General features: G+C 51.6%; 18 protein-coding genes. 13 read left to right on the top strand and 5 right to left on the bottom strand.

Features of this window, described 5'->3' with window-relative positions; translation table 11 throughout:
* Positions 1–303: 303 nt before the first annotated feature.
* From metF to metB, 3 genes are all read right to left on the bottom strand, one after another.
* Positions 304–1,227 carry a methylenetetrahydrofolate reductase gene (metF, locus tag BG55_RS05660; protein ID WP_034935284.1) on the bottom strand — a complete coding sequence of 308 codons (924 nt, stop codon included), beginning with the start codon at positions 1,225–1,227 and terminating at the stop codon, positions 304–306.
* 213 nt (positions 1,228–1,440) lie between these two features.
* Positions 1,441–3,870, bottom strand: a complete 2,430-nt coding sequence (locus BG55_RS05655; protein ID WP_034935283.1) for a bifunctional aspartate kinase/homoserine dehydrogenase II — start codon at positions 3,868–3,870, stop codon at positions 1,441–1,443.
* 2 nt (positions 3,871–3,872) lie between these two features.
* The gene (metB, locus tag BG55_RS05650) at positions 3,873–5,033 is read right to left on the bottom strand and encodes a cystathionine gamma-synthase (RefSeq protein ID WP_034935281.1); all 1,161 of its coding nucleotides are present in this window, start codon (positions 5,031–5,033) and stop codon (positions 3,873–3,875) included.
* A gap of 244 nt (positions 5,034–5,277) precedes the next feature.
* Here metB and metJ point away from each other — a divergent pair, with 244 nt between their 5' ends.
* The 3 genes from metJ to BG55_RS05635 all read left to right on the top strand — a co-directional run bounded on the left by metJ (position 5,278) and on the right by BG55_RS05635 (position 9,255).
* Complete coding sequence (gene metJ, locus BG55_RS05645; RefSeq protein ID WP_034935279.1) at positions 5,278–5,595, top strand: met regulon transcriptional regulator MetJ; 318 nt, start codon at positions 5,278–5,280, stop codon at positions 5,593–5,595.
* 544 nt (positions 5,596–6,139) lie between these two features.
* On the top strand, positions 6,140–7,564 hold the full coding sequence (locus BG55_RS05640) for a ShlB/FhaC/HecB family hemolysin secretion/activation protein (protein ID WP_235192722.1): 1,425 nt from the start codon (positions 6,140–6,142) through the stop codon (positions 7,562–7,564).
* A gap of 95 nt (positions 7,565–7,659) precedes the next feature.
* Positions 7,660–9,255: a two-partner secretion domain-containing protein gene (locus BG55_RS05635; protein ID WP_034935278.1), complete on the top strand. Its 1,596-nt coding sequence runs from the start codon at positions 7,660–7,662 to the stop codon at positions 9,253–9,255.
* A 515-nt stretch (positions 9,256–9,770) separates the two neighbouring features.
* On the opposite strand, the gene rpmE is transcribed toward BG55_RS05635, so the two are convergent.
* Entirely contained in the window at positions 9,771–9,983 is a 213-nt protein-coding gene (rpmE, locus tag BG55_RS05630) for a 50S ribosomal protein L31 (protein WP_034935277.1), read from the bottom strand.
* 216 nt (positions 9,984–10,199) lie between these two features.
* Here rpmE and priA point away from each other — a divergent pair, with 216 nt between their 5' ends.
* From priA to rraA, 7 genes are all read left to right on the top strand, one after another.
* A complete protein-coding gene (gene priA, locus BG55_RS05625; RefSeq protein ID WP_034935274.1) occupies positions 10,200–12,398 on the top strand; it encodes a primosomal protein N' in 2,199 nt (732 codons plus the stop codon).
* Positions 12,399–12,594: 196 nt separating this feature from the next.
* Positions 12,595–13,632 carry a DNA-binding transcriptional regulator CytR gene (cytR, locus tag BG55_RS05620; RefSeq protein ID WP_034935273.1) on the top strand — a complete coding sequence of 346 codons (1,038 nt, stop codon included), beginning with the start codon at positions 12,595–12,597 and terminating at the stop codon, positions 13,630–13,632.
* A gap of 173 nt (positions 13,633–13,805) precedes the next feature.
* Positions 13,806–14,759, top strand: coding sequence for a cell division protein FtsN (gene ftsN / locus BG55_RS05615; RefSeq protein ID WP_034935271.1), 954 nt, complete (start codon positions 13,806–13,808; stop codon positions 14,757–14,759).
* Between the two features lie 94 nt (positions 14,760–14,853).
* Entirely contained in the window at positions 14,854–15,384 is a 531-nt protein-coding gene (gene hslV / locus BG55_RS05610; RefSeq protein ID WP_034935270.1) for an ATP-dependent protease subunit HslV, read from the top strand.
* A gap of 10 nt (positions 15,385–15,394) precedes the next feature.
* Positions 15,395–16,726, top strand: coding sequence for an ATP-dependent protease ATPase subunit HslU (hslU, locus tag BG55_RS05605; protein ID WP_034935267.1), 1,332 nt, complete (start codon positions 15,395–15,397; stop codon positions 16,724–16,726).
* A gap of 395 nt (positions 16,727–17,121) precedes the next feature.
* Positions 17,122–18,051: a 1,4-dihydroxy-2-naphthoate polyprenyltransferase gene (locus tag BG55_RS05600; RefSeq protein WP_034935264.1), complete on the top strand. Its 930-nt coding sequence runs from the start codon at positions 17,122–17,124 to the stop codon at positions 18,049–18,051.
* 108 nt (positions 18,052–18,159) lie between these two features.
* The gene (gene rraA / locus BG55_RS05595) at positions 18,160–18,645 is read left to right on the top strand and encodes a ribonuclease E activity regulator RraA (RefSeq protein WP_034935261.1); all 486 of its coding nucleotides are present in this window, start codon (positions 18,160–18,162) and stop codon (positions 18,643–18,645) included.
* Between the two features lie 46 nt (positions 18,646–18,691).
* On the opposite strand, the gene zapB is transcribed toward rraA, so the two are convergent.
* Positions 18,692–18,931, bottom strand: coding sequence for a cell division protein ZapB (zapB, locus tag BG55_RS05590; RefSeq protein ID WP_034935258.1), 240 nt, complete (start codon positions 18,929–18,931; stop codon positions 18,692–18,694).
* 446 nt (positions 18,932–19,377) lie between these two features.
* On the opposite strand from zapB, the gene BG55_RS05585 reads away from it, so the two are divergent.
* The 3 genes from BG55_RS05585 to glpX all read left to right on the top strand — a co-directional run bounded on the left by BG55_RS05585 (position 19,378) and on the right by glpX (position 22,883).
* Positions 19,378–20,226 (top strand): MIP/aquaporin family protein, encoded by an 849-nt coding sequence (locus BG55_RS05585; RefSeq protein ID WP_034935256.1) that lies wholly within the window; start codon positions 19,378–19,380, stop codon positions 20,224–20,226.
* A 32-nt stretch (positions 20,227–20,258) separates the two neighbouring features.
* On the top strand, positions 20,259–21,773 hold the full coding sequence (glpK, locus tag BG55_RS05580) for a glycerol kinase GlpK (RefSeq protein ID WP_034935252.1): 1,515 nt from the start codon (positions 20,259–20,261) through the stop codon (positions 21,771–21,773).
* 99 nt (positions 21,774–21,872) lie between these two features.
* Complete coding sequence (glpX, locus tag BG55_RS05575; protein WP_034935250.1) at positions 21,873–22,883, top strand: class II fructose-bisphosphatase; 1,011 nt, start codon at positions 21,873–21,875, stop codon at positions 22,881–22,883.
* Positions 22,884–23,002: the final 119 nt, after the last annotated feature.

Genomic DNA, 23,002 nt, shown 5'->3' with positions numbered 1-23,002 from the left:
TTCAATACGGGAAATTTAATTAATTATCAGAAAAATATCATCTGTTAACAGAAGACCGAATGAATAATCTTTTTCGCACCATAAAGCAGCTACTCAATTAATCAACAGAGCTCTGTAAATATTATAAAATTCCTTTTCACAGCTGGCTGATAATAAACTTCCGTCAGAGCCTGTCCCACCAGACGTTATTGTCGCAGCCGGTCCGGACAGCGCGCAGAAACCGGAGCGTACACGCAGTACGTGAGAATTTCGGGCAGTGCCCAGGTGCAAAATGGCAAGTAACGGCCCTGAGGGACCAGGCTCTTAATGTTCACTGGCCGCCATCGACGGTTGCGCACTTTTCTCCGGGCGAACGCCCAGGGTGTGACAAATGGCGTAACTTAGCTCCGCACGATTCAGGGTATAAAAATGGAAGTCTTTTACTCCTTCGCGGCTGAGGATCTTCACCATATCCATAGCAACATTCGCGCCCACCATTTTGCGGGTTTCAGGATCATCATCCAGTCCGGCAAACATGCTGTTCATCCAACCGGGCACACGGACGTTGGTCAGGGCAGCAAAACGCTGCAACTGCCTGAAGTTCGACACCGGCAGAATGCCCGGCACAATTTCCACATCAATTCCGGCAATAACACAACGATCACGAAAGCGCAGATAGCCCTCCACATCAAAGAAAAACTGGGTAATAGCGCGGGTCGCCCCGGCATCTATTTTTCGCTTAAGGTTGATTAAATCAGACTGGGCGCTTTTGGCCTCCGGGTGCACTTCCGGATAGGCGGCAACGGAAATGTCAAAATCCCCTACCTCGCGCAGTAGCGCGACCAGATCGGCTGCGTACATTTCAGGTTTGCCCGCGCCCGGCGGCAGATCGCCACGCAGCGCCACGATATGACGAATACCATTATCCCAATAATCCTGGGCAATCGTGCGCAGCTCATCGCGGGTGGCATCAATACAGGTCAGATGCGGTGCTGCCTCCAGCCCGGTACGATCTTTAATTCCTTTGATAATGCTGTGGGTGCGGTCACGCTCACCGGAGTTAGCCCCATAGGTGACCGACACAAACTTCGGTTTCAGACTACTGAGGCGATCAATTGAAGCCGACAGCGTCTGTTCCATTTCGTTGGTATGTGGCGGAAAGAACTCGAATGAGACATTAATTTGTCCGTTCAGCTCGGCCAGACTCTGGTTCAGCACCTCGCGCTGATTAACATGGAAAAAACTCATGGCTTCCCTCATCGATCGCTCAGTTAATAATTTGTCGAATTGAACATCCATACGTTTAGACGTCCAGACATTCAAAATGCAGGGTTAAGCCTTTTCAGTCAACGAATAAATGCGGAACTTTCGTGACAAATTCTCAGCAAAGTTGAGGGAATTTCATCTGAGGAAGGAAGGCGTTGAAATTCAAAGGGCCGGAGAATTCCGGCCCGGGTCAGGTTAAAGCAGATGCGCCAGACGGTTAATATCGGACTGGATTGCACCAGCCGTGACGTCCCGCCCTGCGCCTGGTCCTCTGATGACCAGGGGATTGTCCCGATACCAGCGGCTTTCAATGGCAAAAACATTGTCGCACGGCAACAGAGAGGCCAGTGGATGGTCATCCCTTACGGCTTCCACGCCAACACGCGCTTTGCCGTTGGCATCGAAACGCGCCACATAACGCAGTAACAATCCCATCTCCTGTGCCGCTTCAAACCGCTGCTTCATCTGCTCGTTAAGCACTTCGCTGTTTTCGAAGAAGTGATCGATTGATTCACCCTCGCAACTTTTTGGCACCAGTGACTCAACCCGCACCTGGTCTGGCTCAATGTCGTAACCCGCTTCACGTGCAAGGATCACCAGCTTGCGCATCACATCCTGGCCCAACAGATCGACCCGTGGGTCAGGCTCGGTCAATCCCTGCTGCCAGGCCTGATCGACCAGCTCGGTGAAAGGCACCGTACCGTCATATTGTAAAAACAGCCAGGAGAGCGTTCCGGAAAACACCCCGCTGATCGCCAGAATGGTGTCGCCACTTTCCCGCAGGTCGCGCACGGCGTGATTCACCGGCAACCCGGCTCCGACGGTGGCGTTATACAACCACTGACGTCCCGTTTTGGCGAAGGCATCCCGGATTTGCCGATAGCTATCGCCGCTGGCGGCTCCGGCCAGTTTATTAGCACCAATCACATGGAATCCGTGGCTGGCAAAATCCAGATACTGTGCCGCCAGACGCTCGCTGGCGGTGACATCCAGCACCACCAGATCGTCGAACGGATGCGCGCGCATCCATAAAAACAGGCTTTCTTCATCCCGTTCAAGCGCTTCATCTGCAAAAAAAGCCAGCGCACGGCTGGCATCCAGTCCTTCATAGCTGAGAAGGCTGCGGCGGCTGTCCACCACCCCTGCCAGAATAAATTCAAAACCGGTACGGGCCGAAAGCGAACCCTGCTCACGCGCAAACAGCTCCAGCCAGCGTGAACTAATATTGCCTTTACCAAACAGCACAAGGCCAACCTGCTTTTCTGCGCGGAACAAGGACTGATGCAGACCACGCACCAGATGCTCTGTGGGACCAACGCGCAGTACCGCCACCAGGCTGATACCCTCTTCCGACTGGCAGATAAATTCTACGGGCTGATCCTGCAACTGTTGCCAGAAACGGTGGCTGTGCAGCGGATTACGACAAACTCCGGCGCCCACCAGGGCGACCAGCGCCATCCCCTCACGCAGCTGGAGACGGCCCGGCATTGCCGCGTCCTGCAACAGTGCCAGCGCACTGCTCACCACTTCGGAGGTATAACACAGCTGTAAAAGATTGCGGTCAGGATGCACACCGGTTGCCAGAGGACGAAGCTGTGCCCGTTTCAGTAGGTGATCAACCTCTTTTTGCAGGGCAGCAAAATCATGCTGCGGCGAAAGCTGGAACTCAATCAGGCAGACATCATCGTGGCTGGTGACAATTCTGGCTCCGGTTCCGGAAGCCAGCACACGTTCAATGCGGGTGGAGCCATGCTCCGGCTGATAGCTGCAACGCAGTTGCAAATCGATATCGCTGCCGGAAACGGGTTGCAAAGTGCGGGTGTGCAATACCGGAGCCGCCAGGCGAGCCAGTTCGCTGGCCTCATCCAGACGCAATAAAGGCAGCAGACAGGCATCTTTAACCTTGCGTGGATCAGCACTGTATACCCCGGCCACGTCGCTCCAGATGGTCACACGTGACACACCCGCCAGCGCGCCAATCTGCGTGGCTGAGTAGTCACTACCATTGCGCCCCAGCAGCACCGTTTCACCAGCATCACTCCCACTGATAAAGCCGGTGACCACCAGACGCTGGTCCGGATGCCGGGCAATCAGTTGGTGTAATAACGGCCTGGACTTTGCTTCGTCCACCTGCGGCTGAGCAGCCCGCTCTGCGCGCAGAAAATCACGGGCATCCAACCAGGTTGCCGCGATATCACGCATATTTAATACCGCTGACATCAGACGAGCAGACCAGATTTCACCATGCCCTACCACTTCGGCATATACCGCTTCGGTTATTTTGCCATCCAGCAGCGCGGCCAGCTTTTCCAGATCCTGAATAAAGGTGGCAATCAACACCTCCGCCGCGTCACCGGGCAGCAGGCTGTTAATCAGCTCACTTTGATAGCGCCGCAGCGCCTGCTGGACCTGATGGGCGGATAACCGATCGCTCTGGCTCAGTTTCAGCCAGTTGATTAACTGATTGGTGGTGCTTCCCGCAGCTGAAACAACCATCATATCGCCGGGCTGGCTGTATTCCGCCATAATCCCGGCAACCCGCAAATAACATTTGGCATCAGCAAGACTGCTACCACCAAATTTATGCAACTGACGCGTTCCTGCTGCCACTGCTGACTGACTCATGCTTACCTCTCCGCCGCGATCCGGAATGCATTATCCAAATCGGCGATTAAATCTTCGTGATCTTCAATACCCACAGAAATACGCAGCAGCGTTTCTGAAATTCCTGCCGCAGCGCGGGCTTCAGCTGACATACCGGCATGCGTCATGGTCGCGGTGTGAGAAATCAGACTTTCCACCCCACCTAAAGATTCTGCCAGAGTGAAAAGTTGCAACGCTTTCAGGAAACGACGCAAGGTTTGCTCATCACAGTCCAGCTCAAAACTCAGCATCGCACCAAAGCCCTTTTGCTGGCGTACCGCAAACTGATGACCTGCATTTTCCGCCAGGGAAGGATGATACAACTTTTTCACCAATGGTTGCTGCTTAAGGTAATCAACAATGGCCAGCGCATTACGTTGCGCAGCAGCCATACGCGGTGCCAACGTTCGTAAACCACGCAGCAGCAGGTAGCTGTCAAAAGCGGCACCCGTCACGCCAATATTATTCGCCCACCACGCCAGTTCAGTAACATGAGCCGGATCTTTCGCTATTACCGCACCTGCCACCACATCAGAATGGCCATTCAGGTATTTGGTGCAGGAGTGCAGGACCAGGTCCGCGCCCAACGCCAGAGGGTTTTGCAGCGCCGGACTAAGGAAGGTATTGTCTACCACGCTTATTGCTCCAGCTTCGCTGGCCGCTTTACAGATAGCCGCAATATCCACGACGCGCAGCAATGGGTTGCTGGGGCTTTCGATCAGTATCAGGCTGGGTTTTTCAGCCAGCGCCGCTTTCAGAGCCGCATCATCACCCTGATCAACAAACCTGACACGGTAAGCCCCGCGTTTACTCAGGCTGTCAAATAAACGATAACTGCCACCATAGCAATCGTGCGGTGCCACCAGCAGATCGCCGGGCTTCAGGAATACGGTACAGACCAGATGAATCGCTGACATGCCGGTGTTGGTCATCACCGCACCAGCCCCACCTTCCAGTTCAGCCAGCGCACGCTGAACGACATCCCGTGTGGGATTGCCGCGCCGGGAATAGTCATGTGCGCGTGGCTGATTGAAATCAGTGAAGTTATAAGTACTGGAAAGATGAATAGGTGGAACAACGCAGCCATACTGTTCGTCATCATTCAAACCGCTGCGAACGGCGATTGTTGCCTGTTTACGAGTCATGGTGTTTTAAATTCCTGAAGCAGAACGAAGAGTGAGCTTAAGCATATCAGTGCAAAAATAGACGTCAAAACATCTGGACATCTAAATGTCTTTGCGTACAGATTGAGCAAACCGCCAATAACCGTTAATATTATGCCGTTCAGGCCAACAGGAAGTAACGCCAGTGCAGTGTGACAAGCACAAACTTCAGGCATAATTAGCAGAATTTTGGCATTTTCAATTTTAATGATAACTAAGGTAACCCATGGCTGAATGGAACGGCGAATATATCAGCCCTTACGCTGAGCACGGTAAAAAGAGCGAACAGGTTAAAAAGATTACGGTATCCATTCCGTTAAAAGTACTGAAAATCCTGACCGACGAGCGTACTCGCCGTCAGGTTAACAACCTCCGCCATGCCACCAACAGTGAGCTGCTGTGTGAAGCTTTTTTACATGCTTTCACCGGTCAACCGCTGCCGGATGACGTCGATCTGCGGAAGGAACGCGGCGATGAGATCCCCGAGGATGCAAAAGCCATCATGCGGGAGATGGGTGTCGATCCCGATACCTGGGAATACTGACGCATCAGGCGTTGTTCAACTCTGGCAGCAAAAGCGTATCTCAATAATTGCTGCCAGTTGCTCTCCTTTATATTCTGGTGAGATTAGAATCAATTGATGATTCAGAAATTACCGGAAAACCTGTAAAAAAACCCGCTATTAATTGCCAGATAAAAAACCAGTAAAATGCATCACCGCTATATTGCCCGTCTTATTAATAATAAAGTATACTGCCGACTTAAATAAAATTTAAAAAAAAACGGAATTCCACATGGATAGTTTTTTAAGCATCCGGACGATGATGCCTGTTTTCATTATTATTCTTGTTTCCCTGAATACAGAAACACAAGCAGCAGAAGCTCCAACAGAAAATGCCATAAAATCACTTCACGATCAGTCCATTAATCAGATTGAACAGGATAAAAATCGCAAAGAAAAATTACTGAAGACCGAAAGAGGCGAACGCTCAACAAAACAAGAAACCAACAAAGAAATAATCCACTTCCCAGATGAGAAGACTTGTTACGTAATTGATAAGGTCAGCTGGAAAAAAGATAACGCAAATTTGAATTTAAGAACACTGGATTACTTTACCCATCAGGCTCAGGGGAAATGCCTGGGTATTAAAGGCATCAGACTATTAACAAAAGTGCTGCAAGATGAAATCATCCGTTTGGGTTACATCACTACGCGAATAAATCTTCCCGAACAGGATCTGAATAAAAGAGAGCTGTACTTTGATATTAATGCCGGCAAGATCAGCAAAATCCGCCTGAAAGAAGGAGGCTCTAACTATATCAACCTGAAAACAACCTTGCCTTTTCGCGAAGGTGATCTGCTGAGCCTGAGTGAGCTGGAACAGGGGAGTTTTAATTTACAGCGCGTTGCCGGCTCGCAGGTCAGGCTCAATGTCATTCCCGGGGAAAGAAAGGGTGAGAGCGAGATTCTGATTAATCGCTATCAGGATAAATACTGGCAGGTCAGTGCATGGATGGATGATGCCGGCAATAAATCCACAGGGCGCTATCAGGCCGGCGGGGCACTGTATCTTAATAATGTGACCTCACTCAGTGACACCTTGTTTATCTCTGCGGGTCATGACCTGAACCACCGTAATAAACCTGAAGGTAATAACAATCAGTCAATTGGCTACTCGGTTCCCTTTGGATTTTGGTGGATGGATTTGTATGCCAGCCAGAGTCGCTACAAACAACATATCGAAGGAAACAGTCTGGACTGGATGCTGAATAACAAAAACTATTATTTCAGCACCCAAATCAGTCGCCTGCTGTCCCATACCGTTCACCAAAAATCTATCGTTGAATTGCAGATTTTTAACGCAGGTACGCATTACTATTATAATGATTATGAACTGACCAGTATGCATAAGAGAAATGCCGGATGGAAAGTTCGCCTCCAGCATCAGCATTATTTCGATAACGCCGCTGTTTCTGCCAGCCTCAGCTACCAAAAGAAAATGCCCTGGTTTTCCAGCAGCAAAACCGTGGAACAGCAATATGGCCTGATCGACAGTGCAGGACGGATTATTACGCTTGACCTTCAGGGGTCAATGAACTTCTCTCTGTTGGGGCAAAGACTAAATTACTCTCCGCGATTTAACCTGCAATTGTCACCGGATACTTTATCATCACTGGATCGTTATTCACTGGGTAACCGCTGGACAGTCAAAGGTTTTAATGGCGAAAATAATTTACAGGATAACCAGGGATGGTTTTTTAGTAATGACATAAGCTGGGTATTCGCAGGGAAAAACTATCAGCCTTATCTGGGGATCGATTTCGGCCAGGTCATTGGTGATTACAGCCAGCAATATTATTCTGGTAGAACGCTCACAGGTAGCGTCGCGGGGTTGCGTGGTCGGCTCTGGAATACCCATTATGACTTTTTTTTCGGCGCGCCACTTTATAAACCTCAGGGGCTCCATACTGATCCTTTGAATTTAGGTTTTTCTCTGTACTGGAAATATTAAAAATTAAGGAGGTCAAAAAAAACAATAGCAAGTTATTGTTAGCTCTGATTATTGCAATACTCACTATTATCAGGAACGTTATTAAAGGATTAAAAATGAAAATGCATAAATTTAACCTGGTTTTTTTAGCCACTTCGGTTGCCATGATGTCACAGGTTGCTTTAGCGGATCCAGCCACCTACACGCATCTTAATGGTTCTACCGTGGTGAACATCAACAAAGCTGATACCAACGGTCTTTCTCACAACATGTGGTCAGATTTTAACGTCAGCGATAAAGGAATGGTGCTGAACAACAGTACCGCTGATTTGATACGTGATAGTGGTAACATCGCCAAAAATAACAACCTGGATGCGGCTGCAAAAGTTATTCTGAACGAAGTTATTTCCAATAAAGCCAGTACATTAAAAGGCTTTATTGAGGTTGGCGGTACTGCTGCCGACGTTATTATCGCCAATCCAAACGGCATCACCTGCACGGGCTGTAGCTTTGTTAATGCCAGCCGGGCAACGCTGACTACCGGTACGCCCGTATTATACGACGGCGCGCTGACGGGCTTTAACGTTCAGAAAGGAACCGTCACCGTTAACGGCAGTGGGTTAACAAATACTGACAGCTATACGGATATTCTGGCTGAAAATGTACGTATTAACGGTCAGATTACCTCGGGAACTCTCAGGGCTATCGCAGGGAGGTATACCTATGACAGCACCACCGACATGGTCACCGCCGACGGATCTCACGCATTTTTAGTAAACGGTATTGATGTCAGCGCGTTGGGTGGGGTGACAGCGGGTGTCATTCTGTTGCAAAGCACCAAAACGGGGGTCGGTGTTAATAACAATGGTACGCTGACCGCTGACAATATGCAGATTTCCACCAATGGTACGCTGATCAACTCAGGATCATTGAAAGCCACCACCAATCTCATCGCATCTTCCGGCGGTACCCTGACAAACAGCGGTTCGATGACTGGCACAAATATTCAACTGGTTTCGTCCGGAGACTTGAATAATAACGGTACAGTTAATGCCAGTGCCATACTCAGCGCGGCGGCCGGCAGTAAAATATCCAACTCAGAAAAAGCCACGCTGAATGCAACCACCACCAATCAGCTTATCGCCTATAAAGGTGACATTGAAAACAAAGGCACCATCAGTTCAGATGGCACCGTGTATCTCCGTTCCGGGTATACATCCGATGCAGATAACGCGCTTACAGCCGTAGCCAATACTAAAGTCACCAATACGGGCACCATTAGCGGAAAAAGCGCCGTCAACCTGCTGGCAACGGATCAGGTCAACCTGAATTCTGGCTCAGTTTCCACGGAAGGAACCGCTTACGTTGTGGCAAACACGGTTAAAAACGCAACTACGTTCAGTGGCAAGGATATTACTGTTTATTCTGGTAGTTTTGAAAATACCAGCACAATGACTGCCGAAGATGCTTTTGTCGTTACCGGCCTTAACAGCATTACTAACTATGGTACGTTGAAAGGCAATACTCTGGCACTCAACACCAATGGTAAAATCAATAATAAAACCTGCTCCTGGCTGGTCTTGTGTACATCAGGAACGCTGTCAGCTGATACCTCCATCAATATTACTGCACCGACCATAGCCAGCGTCAGTGATATCGCAGGTAACATTGTTGCCCCCACAGTGACGCTGAATAAAACCACCACAGAGTAATACTGTATCAACAGGTTATTTCATCACTGTAGCTAACTTAGCCTAAATATATTTGGGCCAATAATCTGGGTGATGAAACCAGATTAAGAACGGTACAATTGTACCGTTCTTTAATTTTCAGTCAGCATGCTGTACGGAATTTTTCACCCCGGTTGCGTTGCTGAAGAACACCTCAACTGAAACATTTTGCCAGGCCTGATAAACCTGAATCTGTGCCATTAATAATACGGCAGATAACATTGAACGTTGACGGAGAACAGACGTTTACTGGCAGGGCTGATGTCACTAACCCATAGATAAGTGGCTGGTGGCTGGTGGCTGGTGGCTGGTGGCTGGTGGCTGGTAAGAAGTTTTGCGAAAACCCTTCTGAAGTAAATAACAAACGGGCACGAATATCGGTTTTCTGGCTGGCTTACATCCAACAGTTGCCGCTATTCAGTACCCGTTTTTTATCCGCTCCTCATCAGAAAACTGAGTGTTGAAGCGGACTTGTCATCGCGTAACCTTCAGGTAGCTTATTTGCTACCAGGAATGCTGAAACGCTTGTTGAAGCGGTCAACACGGCCACCGGTAGCAACATCACGCTGCTTACCAGTGTAAAACGGGTGGCAGTTACCACATACGTCCAGGTTCAGGTCACGACCCACTGTTGAGCGGGTTTTGATTTCATTACCACAAGAACATTTTGCAGTAACTTCAACGTAATTTGGGTGAATACCTTTTTTCATGGGAAACCTCAGTGAAGGCCGTGTCGCTCTCCCGTGCCAGGTCACTCCTGCACAGGTACCACACGAAGATTAAAAATAACAGCTGTATGCTGATACCACTTAACGTATCAACGGCGGCGAACTATACAGAAATTAACCACGCGCCGCAATCGAATCCGCACATTGCGAACGACACAGTGTACACTGTCCCGCTGATAATTTCACCCGGATGAATTCATGCGTGTTGTTCAGGTCGCACTGCCCGTCCCGCTTGCCCGTAACTTTGACTACCTGTTGCCTGCGCATCTGCCTGCAACGGTGCCCGGCGCGCGCGTAAGCGTACCTTTTGGCAAGCGCAAAGCTATCGGCATCGTCGTCGGACTGGCAGAGAGCAGTGACCTGCCACAGGATCAGCTGAAGTCGGTATACGACGTCCTGGATACCTGCTCGTTATATCCGCCTTCACTCTGGCGCATTCTGCTATGGGCTGCTGATTATTATCATTACCCGACAGGCGAAGTCCTGTTTCATGCCATACCCGTTTTGCTTCGCCAGGGAAAACCCGCACAGGAAGCACCATTGTGGCAGTGGTTTATCAGCGAAACCGGTCGGGCAACGGCACCAGAAACTCTCAGACGTGCGCCTAAGCAACAACAGGCACTGGCAGCCCTGCGCCAGAGTAATCTTTATCGTCATGAAATCAGCCAGCACGATATTACAGACGCCACGCTACAGGCGCTGCGGGTCAAAGGCCTGTGTGATTTGCAGGCAAGTTTTGTCAAACAGCCTGACTGGCGCGAAGACTATGCGGTAAAAGGTGAACGTCTGCGGCTGAATACCGAACAGGCAATGGCAGTGGGTGCCATTCGCAGCGAAGACGACCATTTTGCAGCCTGGCTACTCGCAGGCATCACCGGCTCAGGTAAAACAGAGGTTTATTTGAGCGTGCTGGAGAATGTGCTGGCAAAAGGCAGTCAGGCACTGGTGCTGGTGCCTGAAATTGGTCTGACACCGCAAACCATTGCCCGTTTTCGCGAACGCTTTCATGCCCCGGTTGATGTTTTGCACTCCGCCCTGAATGACAGTGAACGTCTGGCAGTCTGGTTACGGGCACATCGCGGCGAAACGGCTATCGTTATTGGCACCCGTTCGGCACTGTTTACCCCCTTTGCCCGTCTGGGCGTGATCATTATCGATGAGGAGCATGACAGCTCTTATAAACAGCAGGAGGGCTGGCGTTATCAGGCGCGCGATCTGGCCGTTTTTCGGGCACAGCAGGAAGAAGTCCCCGTGGTGATGGGCACGGCGACACCGGCGCTGGAAACGCTGCATAATGTGCAGATTGGCAAGTACCGGCAATTAACGCTCAGCAAGCGCGCCGGTAATGCACGGCAGGCGACGCAGCAATTGATCGATCTGAAAGGCGTCAGGCTTCAGGGCGGCCTTTCGCCAGCGCTGCTGAAAAAAATTGGCACACACCTGAAAGCCGACAATCAGGTGCTGTTGTTTCTGAATCGTCGTGGCTACTCCCCCGCTATGCTGTGCCATGAATGTGGCTGGATTGCTGAATGCCAGCGTTGCGATCGCTATTACACACTCCATCAGCATCAACGACAATTGCGCTGCCATCACTGCGACAGTCAGCGGCCCATTCCACATCAGTGCCCGCAGTGTGGCTCAACCCATCTTGTGCCGGTGGGCCTCGGCACAGAGCAACTGGAACAAAATCTGAGTCAGTTGTTTCCAGGGATACCACTCTCACGTATTGACCGGGATACCACCAGCCGCAAAGGTGCTCTTGAGCAGCAACTGGCCGAGGTTCACCGTGGCGGCGCACGCATTCTGTTGGGTACTCAGATGCTGGCTAAGGGTCACCATTTCCCGGATGTCACGCTGGTATCTTTGCTGGATGTCGATGGCGCGCTTTTTTCTGCTGATTTTCGTTCGTCCGAACGGTTTGCACAACTGTATACCCAGGTAGCGGGTCGGGCTGGCAGGGCGGGCAAACAGGGTGAAGTGCTGCTGCAAACGCACCACCCGGAACATCCGCTGCTGCAAACTCTGCTTCATCAGGGCTATGATGCATTTGCACAGCAGGCACTCAGTGAACGTAAAGCGGTATTTCTTCCCCCTTTTACCAGCCATGCCCTGTTTCGTTCAGACGATCATGATAATCAGCAGTCGGCGCTTTTTCTGCAGCAACTGCGAAATCTGCTTGAAGCCAGCCCGCTGAAAGATGAGGCGTTCTGGGTAATGGGGCCTGTTCCCGCGCTACAACCTAAACGCGGTGGACGTTATCGCTGGCAATTACTGCTTCAGCATCCTTCGCGTGGTCATTTACAACGGCTGATAAAATATACGCTGCCGCTGATTGGGACGCTGCCACAGGCCAGAAAAGTCAAATGGACGCTGGATGTCGATCCCGGGGAAGGCTGAAAACCTTTCCTGCTGTGCAGGACCGCTGCGAGAGCGATCGAAAAAAGTCGCACAAGTCACAATTTTTATGCAAATTAGGTTACGCCATCCGTTAGCATCTCATTGCCGGAATATTTAACAATGGACAGGCCACAGCAGCGTTGTTGCCAGAATAATGATTGTCAGGCCAGCTCTGGCTGGCGTGAGGAGAGTAGCGTTGGAGCAGAATCAAGAGACAACGGGTGTCACCATGAAGGACGTGGCGGAGAAAGCTGGCGTGTCAACGGCAACCGTTTCGCGCACCCTGATGAACCCGGATAAAGTCTCAGCCGCAACGCGACAAAAAGTCGAAGAGGCGGTGATCGCCGTCGGTTACTCACCGCACACCCTGGCGCGCAACGCCAGGCGCACTGAATCAAAAACCATTCTGGCAATCGTTCCGGATATCTGTGATCCCTTTTTCAGTGAGATGATTCGGGGGATTGAAGTCGTGGCATCCCGACACGGCTATCTGGTGCTGATTGGCGATTGCGCTCATCAGCTCCACCATGAGCAATCCTTTCTCAATCTGATGATGACCCGCCAGATTGACGGCATGATCCTGCTCGGTTCTCAACTGCCTTTTAAAAGCAGTATGGAAGAGCGCCAGAATCTGCCTCCGATAGTGATGGCGAATGAATTTGCGCCTGAACTTGATCTGCCCTCTGTACACATCGACAATCTGACCGCGGCCTTTGAGGCGGTAAACCATCTGCTGAAGCTGGGCCACAGCCGTATCGCCTGCATCGCTGGCCCACATCATATGCCGCTGTGCCAGTTTCGCCTGCAAGGATATATTCAGGCATTGCAGCGCCATGGCATTTCGCTGGAACCACACTATATTGTGCGGGGTGACTTCACCTTTGACGCAGGCTCCAGGGCACTGAAACAGCTAATGGCGTTACCTGTCCCACCCGATGCGCTGTTTTGCCACAGTGATATTATGGCGTTGGGTGCTATGTCTCAGGCAAAGAGTATGGGGCTGCGCGTACCTCAGGATCTCTCTTTGATTGGCTTCGATGATATCGAACTGTCTCGTTACAGCGATCCTCAGCTGACCACCATCGTTCATCCGAGATTTAACATTGGGCGTGAAGCGATGAACCTGCTGCTGGAACAGATGCAGGGAAAAATGATTAACAATGGTTCAAGGCTGTTAGATTTTGAACTGAAAATTCGTGGCAGCACCGCCCCCTCACTCGACGAAAAGGAATAAAAGCGATTAATAGCGGTTTTGCAGAGCTGAAATCGAGATTCAGTAGATTCTTAATGGCATCGCTGCTGGTCAAATCTCCGCCCCTTGAGTAACATGGCGGGCTGACAACCGGGCGCGCCAGCGCTGATGAGTTTCCGGCCTCACTTTTTTCACTGTTTATTAGCGGAACGATAGTGGCACAAAAAGATTACGTTAGCCGCGGGCGTTCGACAGGGACGCGGCGCAAAAAGACCAACAGTCGCAGTAAAAAGCGCAGTGGTGGTTCAGGTGTATCAAAGATAATGGTGGTGCTTGCCGCAGCAGTGCTGGTGACCTTCGTCGGTGGATTGTGGTTTATTGCTCATCATAAAAAAGAAGAAACGGCGGTAATTCAGGATCATAAAGCGCCAGGCAATGGCCTGCCGCCTAAACCTGAAGAACGCTGGCGTTACATCAAAGAGCTGGAAAACCGTCAGATAACCGTGCCAACCCCAACCGAACCTTCTGCGGGCGGCGAAGTTCATTCCCAGACTCAGCTGACCGACGAGCAGCGTCAATTGCTTGAGCAGATGCAGGCAGATATGCGCCAGCAGCCAACCCAACTGAATGAAGTGCCGTGGAACGAGCAGACACCGGCGCAGCGTCAGCAAACGCTGCAACGCCAGCAAACACTGCAACATCAGCAGCAGCAGCAAAACACATTGCAGCAACAGTCTCGTTTGCAACAGCCATCAGCGGCGCAAAACCACAGTCAGTCCCAAACGACAAATCAACCGCAAACAACGCGCATGCTGCCGCAAAACCGTCCACAGCAGGCTGCTCCTGTCACCCGTGAACCGACTCATCAGGTTGCGGCTCAACCGCAAACGGCGCAACAACCAAAAGCAGAAGCCAAACCCAAAGAAGTGCCAAAAGAGAAGTCTCAACACTGGATGGTACAATGTGGATCCTTTAAGGGCACCGATCAGGCCGAATCGGTTCGTGCCCAGCTGGCTTTCGAAGGATTTGAGAGTCGGATCACTACCGGCGGCGGCTGGAATCGCGTCGTCATTGGACCGTTAAACAATCGCCCTGCTGCTGACAGCACGTTGAAGAGACTGCGCGGCTCCGGCCACACAAATTGCATTCCTCTCGCCGCCGGGGGTTGAAACACCTCAAACCCGCCCCATATCTGTTTGCATCATTAAAACCCCGTAGCCATGCTGCGGGGGTATCTTTCTGACTGCAACAAGGGGTCTGCCCGTGACAACAATTGTAAGTGTACGACGCAACGGCCAGGTAATCATTGGCGGTGATGGCCAGGCCACCCTCGGCAACACCGTAATGAAAGGCAACGTCAAAAAAGTGCGTCGTCTCTATAACGACAAGGTTATTGCCGGTTTTGCTGGTGGTACCGCAGATGCCTTCACGCTGTTTGAACTGTTTGAACGTAAGCTGGAAATGCACCAGGGGCACCTGGTAAAAGCAGCCGTTGAACTGGCAAAAGACTGGCGTACCGACCGGATGCTGCGCAAACTGGAAGCCCTGCTGGCCGTCGCTGACGAGAATGCCTCCCTGATTATTACCGGTAATGGCGATGTCATTCAGCCGGAAAACGACCTGATTGCTATCGGTTCCGGCGGTCCTTACGCGCAGGCAGCCGCCCGCGCACTGCTGGAAAACACCGAAATCGGTGCGCGCGATATCGTGGAAAAAGCGCTGGGTATTGCAGGCGATATCTGCATCTATACCAACCACAACCTCACCATTGAAGAATTACCGTCTAAAGCGTAAGGACCCGATTATGTCTGAAATGACTCCGCGCGAAATCGTTAGCGAACTGAACAAATTTATCATCGGTCAGGATGGTGCCAAACGTGCTGTGGCTATCGCTCTGCGTAACCGCTGGCGTCGTATGCAGCTGGATGAAGAGCTGCGCCATGAGGTCACCCCAAAAAACATTCTGATGATTGGCCCAACCGGGGTAGGGAAAACCGAAATTGCCCGGCGTCTTGCCAAACTGGCTAACGCGCCCTTTATCAAAGTTGAAGCCACAAAATTCACCGAGGTGGGCTACGTTGGCAAAGAAGTTGACTCCATCATCCGTGATCTGACTGACTCAGCCATTAAAATGGTGCGCTCGCAGGCGATTGATAAGAATCGTTATCGCGCTGAAGAGATGGCTGAAGAGCGCATTCTCGACGTACTGATCCCACCAGCAAAAAATAACTGGGGCCAGGCCGAGTCATCTGCTGAGCCTTCCGCCGCGCGCCAGTCTTTCCGTAAAAAATTGCGTGAGGGTGAGCTGGACGACAAAGAGATCGAAATCGATCTGGCCGCAGCGCCAATGGGCGTCGAAATCATGGCACCTCCGGGGATGGAGGAGATGACCAGCCAGTTGCAGTCAATGTTCCAGAATCTGGGCGGACAGAAGCAGAAGCCACGCAAGCTGAAGATCAAAGATGCCATGAAGATGCTGGTGGAAGAAGAAGCCGCCAAACTGGTCAATCCTGAAGAACTGAAACAGGAAGCGATCGACGCGGTTGAACAGCATGGCATCGTGTTTATTGATGAAATTGACAAGGTCTGTAAGCGGGGTGAAAGCTCTGGCCCTGACGTTTCACGTGAAGGCGTACAACGCGATCTGCTGCCGCTGGTAGAAGGATGCACGGTTTCCACCAAGCACGGCATGGTGAAAACCGATCACATCCTGTTTATTGCTTCCGGTGCGTTCCAGGTGGCCAGCCCTTCGGATCTGATTCCGGAACTTCAGGGACGTTTGCCCATCAGGGTCGAATTGCAGGCGCTGACGACACATGACTTCGAACGGATCCTGACTGAGCCAAATGCATCTGTCACCGTACAATATAAAGCGCTGATGAAGACGGAAGGTGTCGATATTCATTTCACCGAAGATGGCATTGGTCGGATTGCTGCTGCTGCGTGGCAGGTCAATGAAACGGCTGAAAACATCGGTGCCCGCCGTCTGCACACGGTGCTTGAGCGTCTGATGGAAGAGATTTCCTATGACGCCAGCGATCGTAACGGCGAATCCATTACCATTGATGCGGATTACGTTGGTAAACACCTCGACGAGCTGGTGGCCGACGAAGATCTCAGCCGTTTTATTTTGTAATTTTAGCGCGAATCAAGTCACCTTCCCCTCTGCCGATCGTCCCAGGCGATCGGCACTATTCTGAAGAGATCGCATCCAGTTGGCAGGATAAGATTTCATCGATTGCGGCAGAACGATCGTCATTACCTGTATGCATTACGGTATTGCATTTTTTCAGCCAGGTTGAACATCAGACAGCCATTCCCTGCACCAGGAGAGGCTGAACTTATAGCAATAAAATTCAAATATTTCCTGATAACCAATCTCTGCCGGAACCGGTACAGGTCACTAACAGCAAGAAACAACTGCGATACAGCGCAAAGCGTTAGTTGATATGGATTAAGTCTTTTACAAAATATCCCCCTTATACTTTCTGACACTCTACCGCTCCTTCTCTCCAGCCAGGGGACAGCCCGATGACGGAAAACATCTGCTCCATACCGACTCTCTCCCCACTTCGTGCCTGGCTGGAAAGCCTGCGGTTACGCACCCTGCCTCTGGCCTGTGCCTCAGTGATCACCGGATCGGCTCTCGCCTGGTGGCACGGGCATTTCAGGCTTTCTGTTGCCGTACTTGCTCTGCTGACCACCGCCCTGCTGCAAATCCTGTCCAATCTGGCGAATGACTACGGCGATGCAATAAAGGGCAGTGATACCCCGGAGCGTATCGGCCCGCTACGCGGAATGCAGAAAGGGATGATCAGTCAGAAACAGATGCGCTTTGCTTTGGTGATTACTATTGTACTGACAATCGCCTCTGGCCTGACTCTGGTGGTGAGTGCCTGTCGGTCGCTCAGCGATATCTTCGGTTTTCTGGCGTTGGGTGCGCTGGCTATCGTAGCCGCTATCGCCTATACCGTGGGGAAAAAACCTTATGGCTATCTCGGGCTTGGGGATGCATCTGTACTGATTTTTTTTGGCTGGCTGGGCGTACTCGGCAGCTATTATCTCCAGGCCCACAACTTCCACGCAATCTTACTCTATCCAGCCAGCGGCTGTGGGTTACTGGCGGTCGCAGTCCTTAACGCCAATAACATGCGTGACATTGAAAACGATCGCCAGAATGGCAAATTCACCCTGGCTGTGCGCCTGGGTCCCACCCGGGCACGCTATTACCATCTGCTGCTGCTGTCAGCTTCACTGTTGTGCTTTGCACTGTTTGCCGCGATGAACTCACTGGGTGTAACCGGCTGGTTGTTCCTGCTGGCTTCGCCTCTGCTATTCCGTCAGGGCCGTTATGTGCTGGAGCAAACCTCGGCGTTGGCAATGCGGCCACTGCTGGTAAAAACGGTAAAAAGCGCGCTGCTGGTTAACCTGCTTTTTGCTGTTGGTCTGGTCATCAGCTAATCACGATGTGCTTGACCCATCGCAATTTTTAGCAACTGATGATTTTGGCAACACCCGGCGGAAAGCGATATACTTGCCCTTCCTGTGGCAAACAGACGAACCTTTCTTATGAAATATGATACTTCTGAACTCTGCGACATCTATCACGAAGATGTAAACGTCGTTGAACCGCTCTTTTCAAACTTCGGTGGTCGTACCTCGTTTGGTGGACAAATCATCACGGTAAAATGTTTCGAAGACAACGGGCTTCTCTACGATTTGCTGGAGGAAAACGGACGTGGTCGTGTCCTGTTAGTTGATGGCGGCGGCTCGGTCCGTCGTGCGCTGGTTGACGCCGCGCTGGCAAGGCTGGCGCTGCAAAACGAGTGGGAAGGTATTGTGGTGTATGGCTCAGTCCGTCAGGTGGACAGCCTGGAAGAGCTGGACATTGGTATTCAGGCTATCGCCGCCATTCCCGTAGGCGCAGCAGGCGAAGGTATTGGTGAAAGCGACGTTCGGGTAAACTTTGGCGGCGTGACCTTTTTCTCAGGCGACCATCTTTACGCGGATAATACGGGCATTATCCTTTCCGAAGACCCGCTGGACATCGAATAAAACGCAACGGGTGCCATTGGCACCCGTTACAATCTGGCTGATTAACTCAGACCTCTTCCATTTTTCCCAACAATGCGCGCAGACGCTCCTGCCAGACATGCTGTTCTTCTTTCAGCACCTGATTTTCACGCACCAGTGATTCACTGTTACCTGCCGCCTGTTGGACCTGTTGATGCAGATTATTGTTCTGCTCTTTCAGTTCTTCAATTTCCATCTGTAGCAGAGTGATGGTATCAATCGCCTGCTGTACTTTCGCTTCCAGTTTTTCAAACACTTCAAATGACATGGCTGTAACCTCTCCTGATTGCAAGCGTTGATGCTGCCACCCGCACGGTAAGAGGGCATGAACCGGCCTCTTCCGGGTAACAACGATGCCCCGATTGTAAGTACCCCCGTCCGGCAAGTCCAGCAGCGAACCGGCATGGAGTGCAGTCTGTAACAATTTTCAGTCCAGACCTGGTAAATGTAACAATTGCCCTTGCCGGGAGCGGGGTTATTGTTAAAAAAAAGATAAATTAAAATTAAAACGAAAGCTGGAATGCCGTTTACATAGTGTCAAAAGACGCGAAAACGCTCATTTTTTTGACGCAGAGCACAAGTTTTGATTTCGCTATTTCTCGTTTATGCTCGTTAACGATAAATTCACATCAGCCCTACAAATAACCAGGGCAGCTCAGGGAATGAGAAAAAAACGCAGTTCAACATTTAACCTCGCCTTCAGGAAACGCCAACATGACTCAAACAACAAGCACGCTCAAAGGGCAGTGCATCGCAGAATTCCTGGGAGTCGGCACCATTATTTTCTTTGGTGCTGGCTGTGTCGCCGCAGCAAAATTAGCCGGAGCAGTTCTTGGACTGTGGGAAATCAGCATTATCTGGGGGATGGCCGTTGCTATGGCTATCTATCTCAGCGCCGCCATTTCTGGCGCTCATTTAAACCCAGCCGTCACCATTGCATTGTGCCTGTTCGGTAATTTTGAAGCTCGTAAAGTCGTTCCCTATATTCTGGCACAAATCGCAGGTGCCTTCTGCTCTGCTGCCCTTGTCTATGGGCTGTACTACAACCTGTTTCTCGATTATGAGCAGACGCATCATATTGTGCGTGGCAGCGTGGAAAGCCTTGAACTGGCTGGCGTTTTCTCCACCTACCCTAACGCGCACATCAGCGTAGGCCAGGCCTTCCTGGTTGAAGCCGTAATCACCGCCGTCATGCTGGGACTGATTATGGCGCTAACCGATGACGGTAATGGCTTGCCGCGTGGTCCTATGGCTCCGCTGCTGATTGGCCTGCTGATTGCCATCATCGGTGGCGCTACCGGTCCACTGACAGGCTTCGCCCTGAACCCTGCCCGTGATTTTGGACCTAAACTGTTTGAATGGCTGGCAGGCTGGGGCAATGTGGCCTTTACCGGTGGCCGTGATATCCCGTACTTCCTCGTACCGATTTTTGGCCCGATTGTCGGTGCCAGCGTGGGCGCATTTGGCTACCGCGTATTAATTGCCCGTAATCTGCCTGGCGCCGTTGCGGTAGTAAAGCAAGAAGAGAAAACGATAGCGCGTGCTGAGCAGCGTAAAGCGTAAAAGATAACCTTTTGAATCATCAGGAAGGATTTATGACTACAGAAAAGAAATACATTGTCGCGCTCGATCAGGGCACAACCAGCTCCCGCGCGGTTATCCTTGATCATGACTCAAACATTGTGGCCGTCTCTCAGCGCGAATTTCAGCAAATTTACCCTAAGCCAGGCTGGGTTGAACATGACCCGATGGACATCTGGGCATCACAAAGTTCAACCCTGGTTGAAGTGCTGGCCCACGCCGATATCCGTTCAGATGAAATTGCCGCTATCGGTATTACTAACCAGCGTGAAACCGCTATCGTCTGGGATAAGGAAACCGGTAAGCCGGTTTATAACGCGATTGTCTGGCAGGATCCGCGTACCGCTGATTACTGTGCAAAACTGAAAAAAGAGGGACTGGAAGAGTATATCCAGCACACCACTGGCCTGGTGATCAACCCTTACTTCTCCGGCACTAAAGTGAAGTGGATACTCGACAATGTCGAAGGTGCCCGCGAACGCGCCAAACGCGGCGAGCTGCTGTTTGGCACCGTTGACTGCTGGCTGGTGTGGAAAATGACCCAGGGCCGCGTGCACATCACCGATTACACCAATGCCTCGCGCACCATGATGTTCAACATCCACAAGCTGGAGTGGGACGAGCGCATGCTGGAAATTCTTGATATTCCGCGTGAAATGCTGCCTGAGGTGAAATCCTCTTCCGAAGTGTACGGTCAGACCAACATTGGTGGTAAAGGCGGGACACGTATTCCTATCGCGGGTATTGCCGGTGACCAGCAGGCGGCACTTTATGGTCAGATGTGCGTTCAGCCGGGCATGGCCAAGAACACCTACGGCACCGGCTGCTTTATGCTGATGAATACCGGAACTGAAGCCGTCACCTCAACCCATGGTCTGCTGACTACCATAGCCTGTGGCCCACGCGGTGAAGTGAACTATGCACTGGAAGGTGCGGTGTTTATCGGTGGAGCCTCTATCCAGTGGTTGCGGGATGAGATGAAACTGATTGGTGACGCGACCGATTCTGAATACTTCGCGATGAAAGTGAAAGACAGTAACGGCGTTTATGTCGTTCCGGCCTTTACCGGACTGGGCGCACCCTACTGGGACCCCTATGCACGCGGCGCGATTTTCGGCCTGACGCGCGGTGCAAATGCTAACCACATTATTCGCGCAACGCTGGAGTCCATTGCCTATCAGACTCGTGACGTGCTGGAAGCGATGCAAAACGATGCGGATACCCGTCTGCAATCGCTGCGCGTGGATGGCGGAGCGGTAGCCAACAACTTCCTGATGCAGTTCCAGTCCGATATTCTCGGCACCCGCGTAGAGCGCCCGGAAGTTCGTGAAGTCACCGCCCTGGGAGCCGCCTATCTGGCAGGCCTGGCCGTTGGCTTCTGGAAAGATCTGGATGAAGTGAAAGAGAAAGCCGTCATTGAGCGTGAATTCCGTCCCGGCATCGAAAGCAGCGAGCGCAACTACCGCTACGCCGGATGGAGAAAAGCCGTTGCCCGTGCCCAGGCATGGGAAGAGCAGGACGACGCATAATCCCCTCCCGCCCGCGATTGTCAGGATCGCGGGCATTTCCCCTTCCTCTTTCTCCGCTGTGATAAACTCCTCTGCCTGATCATTCCACCAGGGCAAATCATGAAACGAGAACTCGCCATTGAATTTTCACGCGTAACGGAAGCCGCCGCGCTGGCCGGATATAAATGGCTGGGGCGCGGTGATAAAAATGCCGCCGACGGTGCAGCTGTCCATGCCATGCGCATCGTGCTCAATAACATCAACATTGACGGTCAGATTGTGATTGGCGAGGGGGAAATTGATGAAGCTCCCATGCTCTATATTGGTGAAAGGGTGGGCAGCGGCAATGGTGATCGCGTAGATATTGCCGTCGATCCCATTGAAGGGACCAGAATGACCGCAATGGGGCAGGCTAATGCGCTGGCGGTGCTGGCCGTCGGTAACAAAGGCTGCTTCCTGAATGCTCCGGATATGTATATGGAAAAGCTGGTCGTCGGGCCGGGAGCAAAAGGTGTAATTGACCTGAACCAGCCGCTGGAAGAGAACCTGCGGCGGATCGCCGGAGCGTTGCAAAAGCCCCTGTCCGAATTAACCGTTACCCTGCTAGCCAAACCGCGCCATGAGGCGGTTATTGCCATGCTTAAGCAGCTTGGCGTGCGGGTATTTGCTTTTCCTGATGGCGATGTGGCCGCATCGATTCTGACCTGTATGCCGGACAGTGAAGTGGACGTACTTTACGGCATTGGCGGCGCGCCCGAGGGCGTGGTTTCGGCTGCGGTCATCCGTGCGCTGGATGGCGATATGCAGGGTCGGCTGCTGGCCCGCCATCATGTCAAAGGCGACACCCCTGAAAACCGGGCTGCCGGTGAACAGGAGTTGCAGCGCTGCGCCGCAATGGGGATAGACGCTGGCAGGGTGCTGCAACTGGATGATATGGCGAAAGACGATAATGTTATCTTCTCTGCCACCGGCATCACTGACGGCGACCTGCTCAAAGGTATTACCCGCAAGGGCACTATTGCCACCACGGAAACACTACTTATCCGTGGCAAATCGCGCACCATTCGTCGCATTCAGTCCGTCCATTATCTGGATCGTAAGGACGAGAATCTTCACCCTTATATTTTGTAATCACCCTGGGCAAGGTGAGCCGTCAACTTGCCCATTCCGGTATAAGATACCGTGCTTTTAAGGCCTTACCCTGAACGGCTGGACAATATTGCACAGCTCAGCGCCATGGTACTTAAGGT

It is taken from the genome of Erwinia mallotivora (assembly GCF_000590885.1).
GTDB lineage: Bacteria > Pseudomonadota > Gammaproteobacteria > Enterobacterales > Enterobacteriaceae > Erwinia > Erwinia mallotivora.
This window is presented reverse-complemented; position numbering and strand designations above follow the sequence as displayed.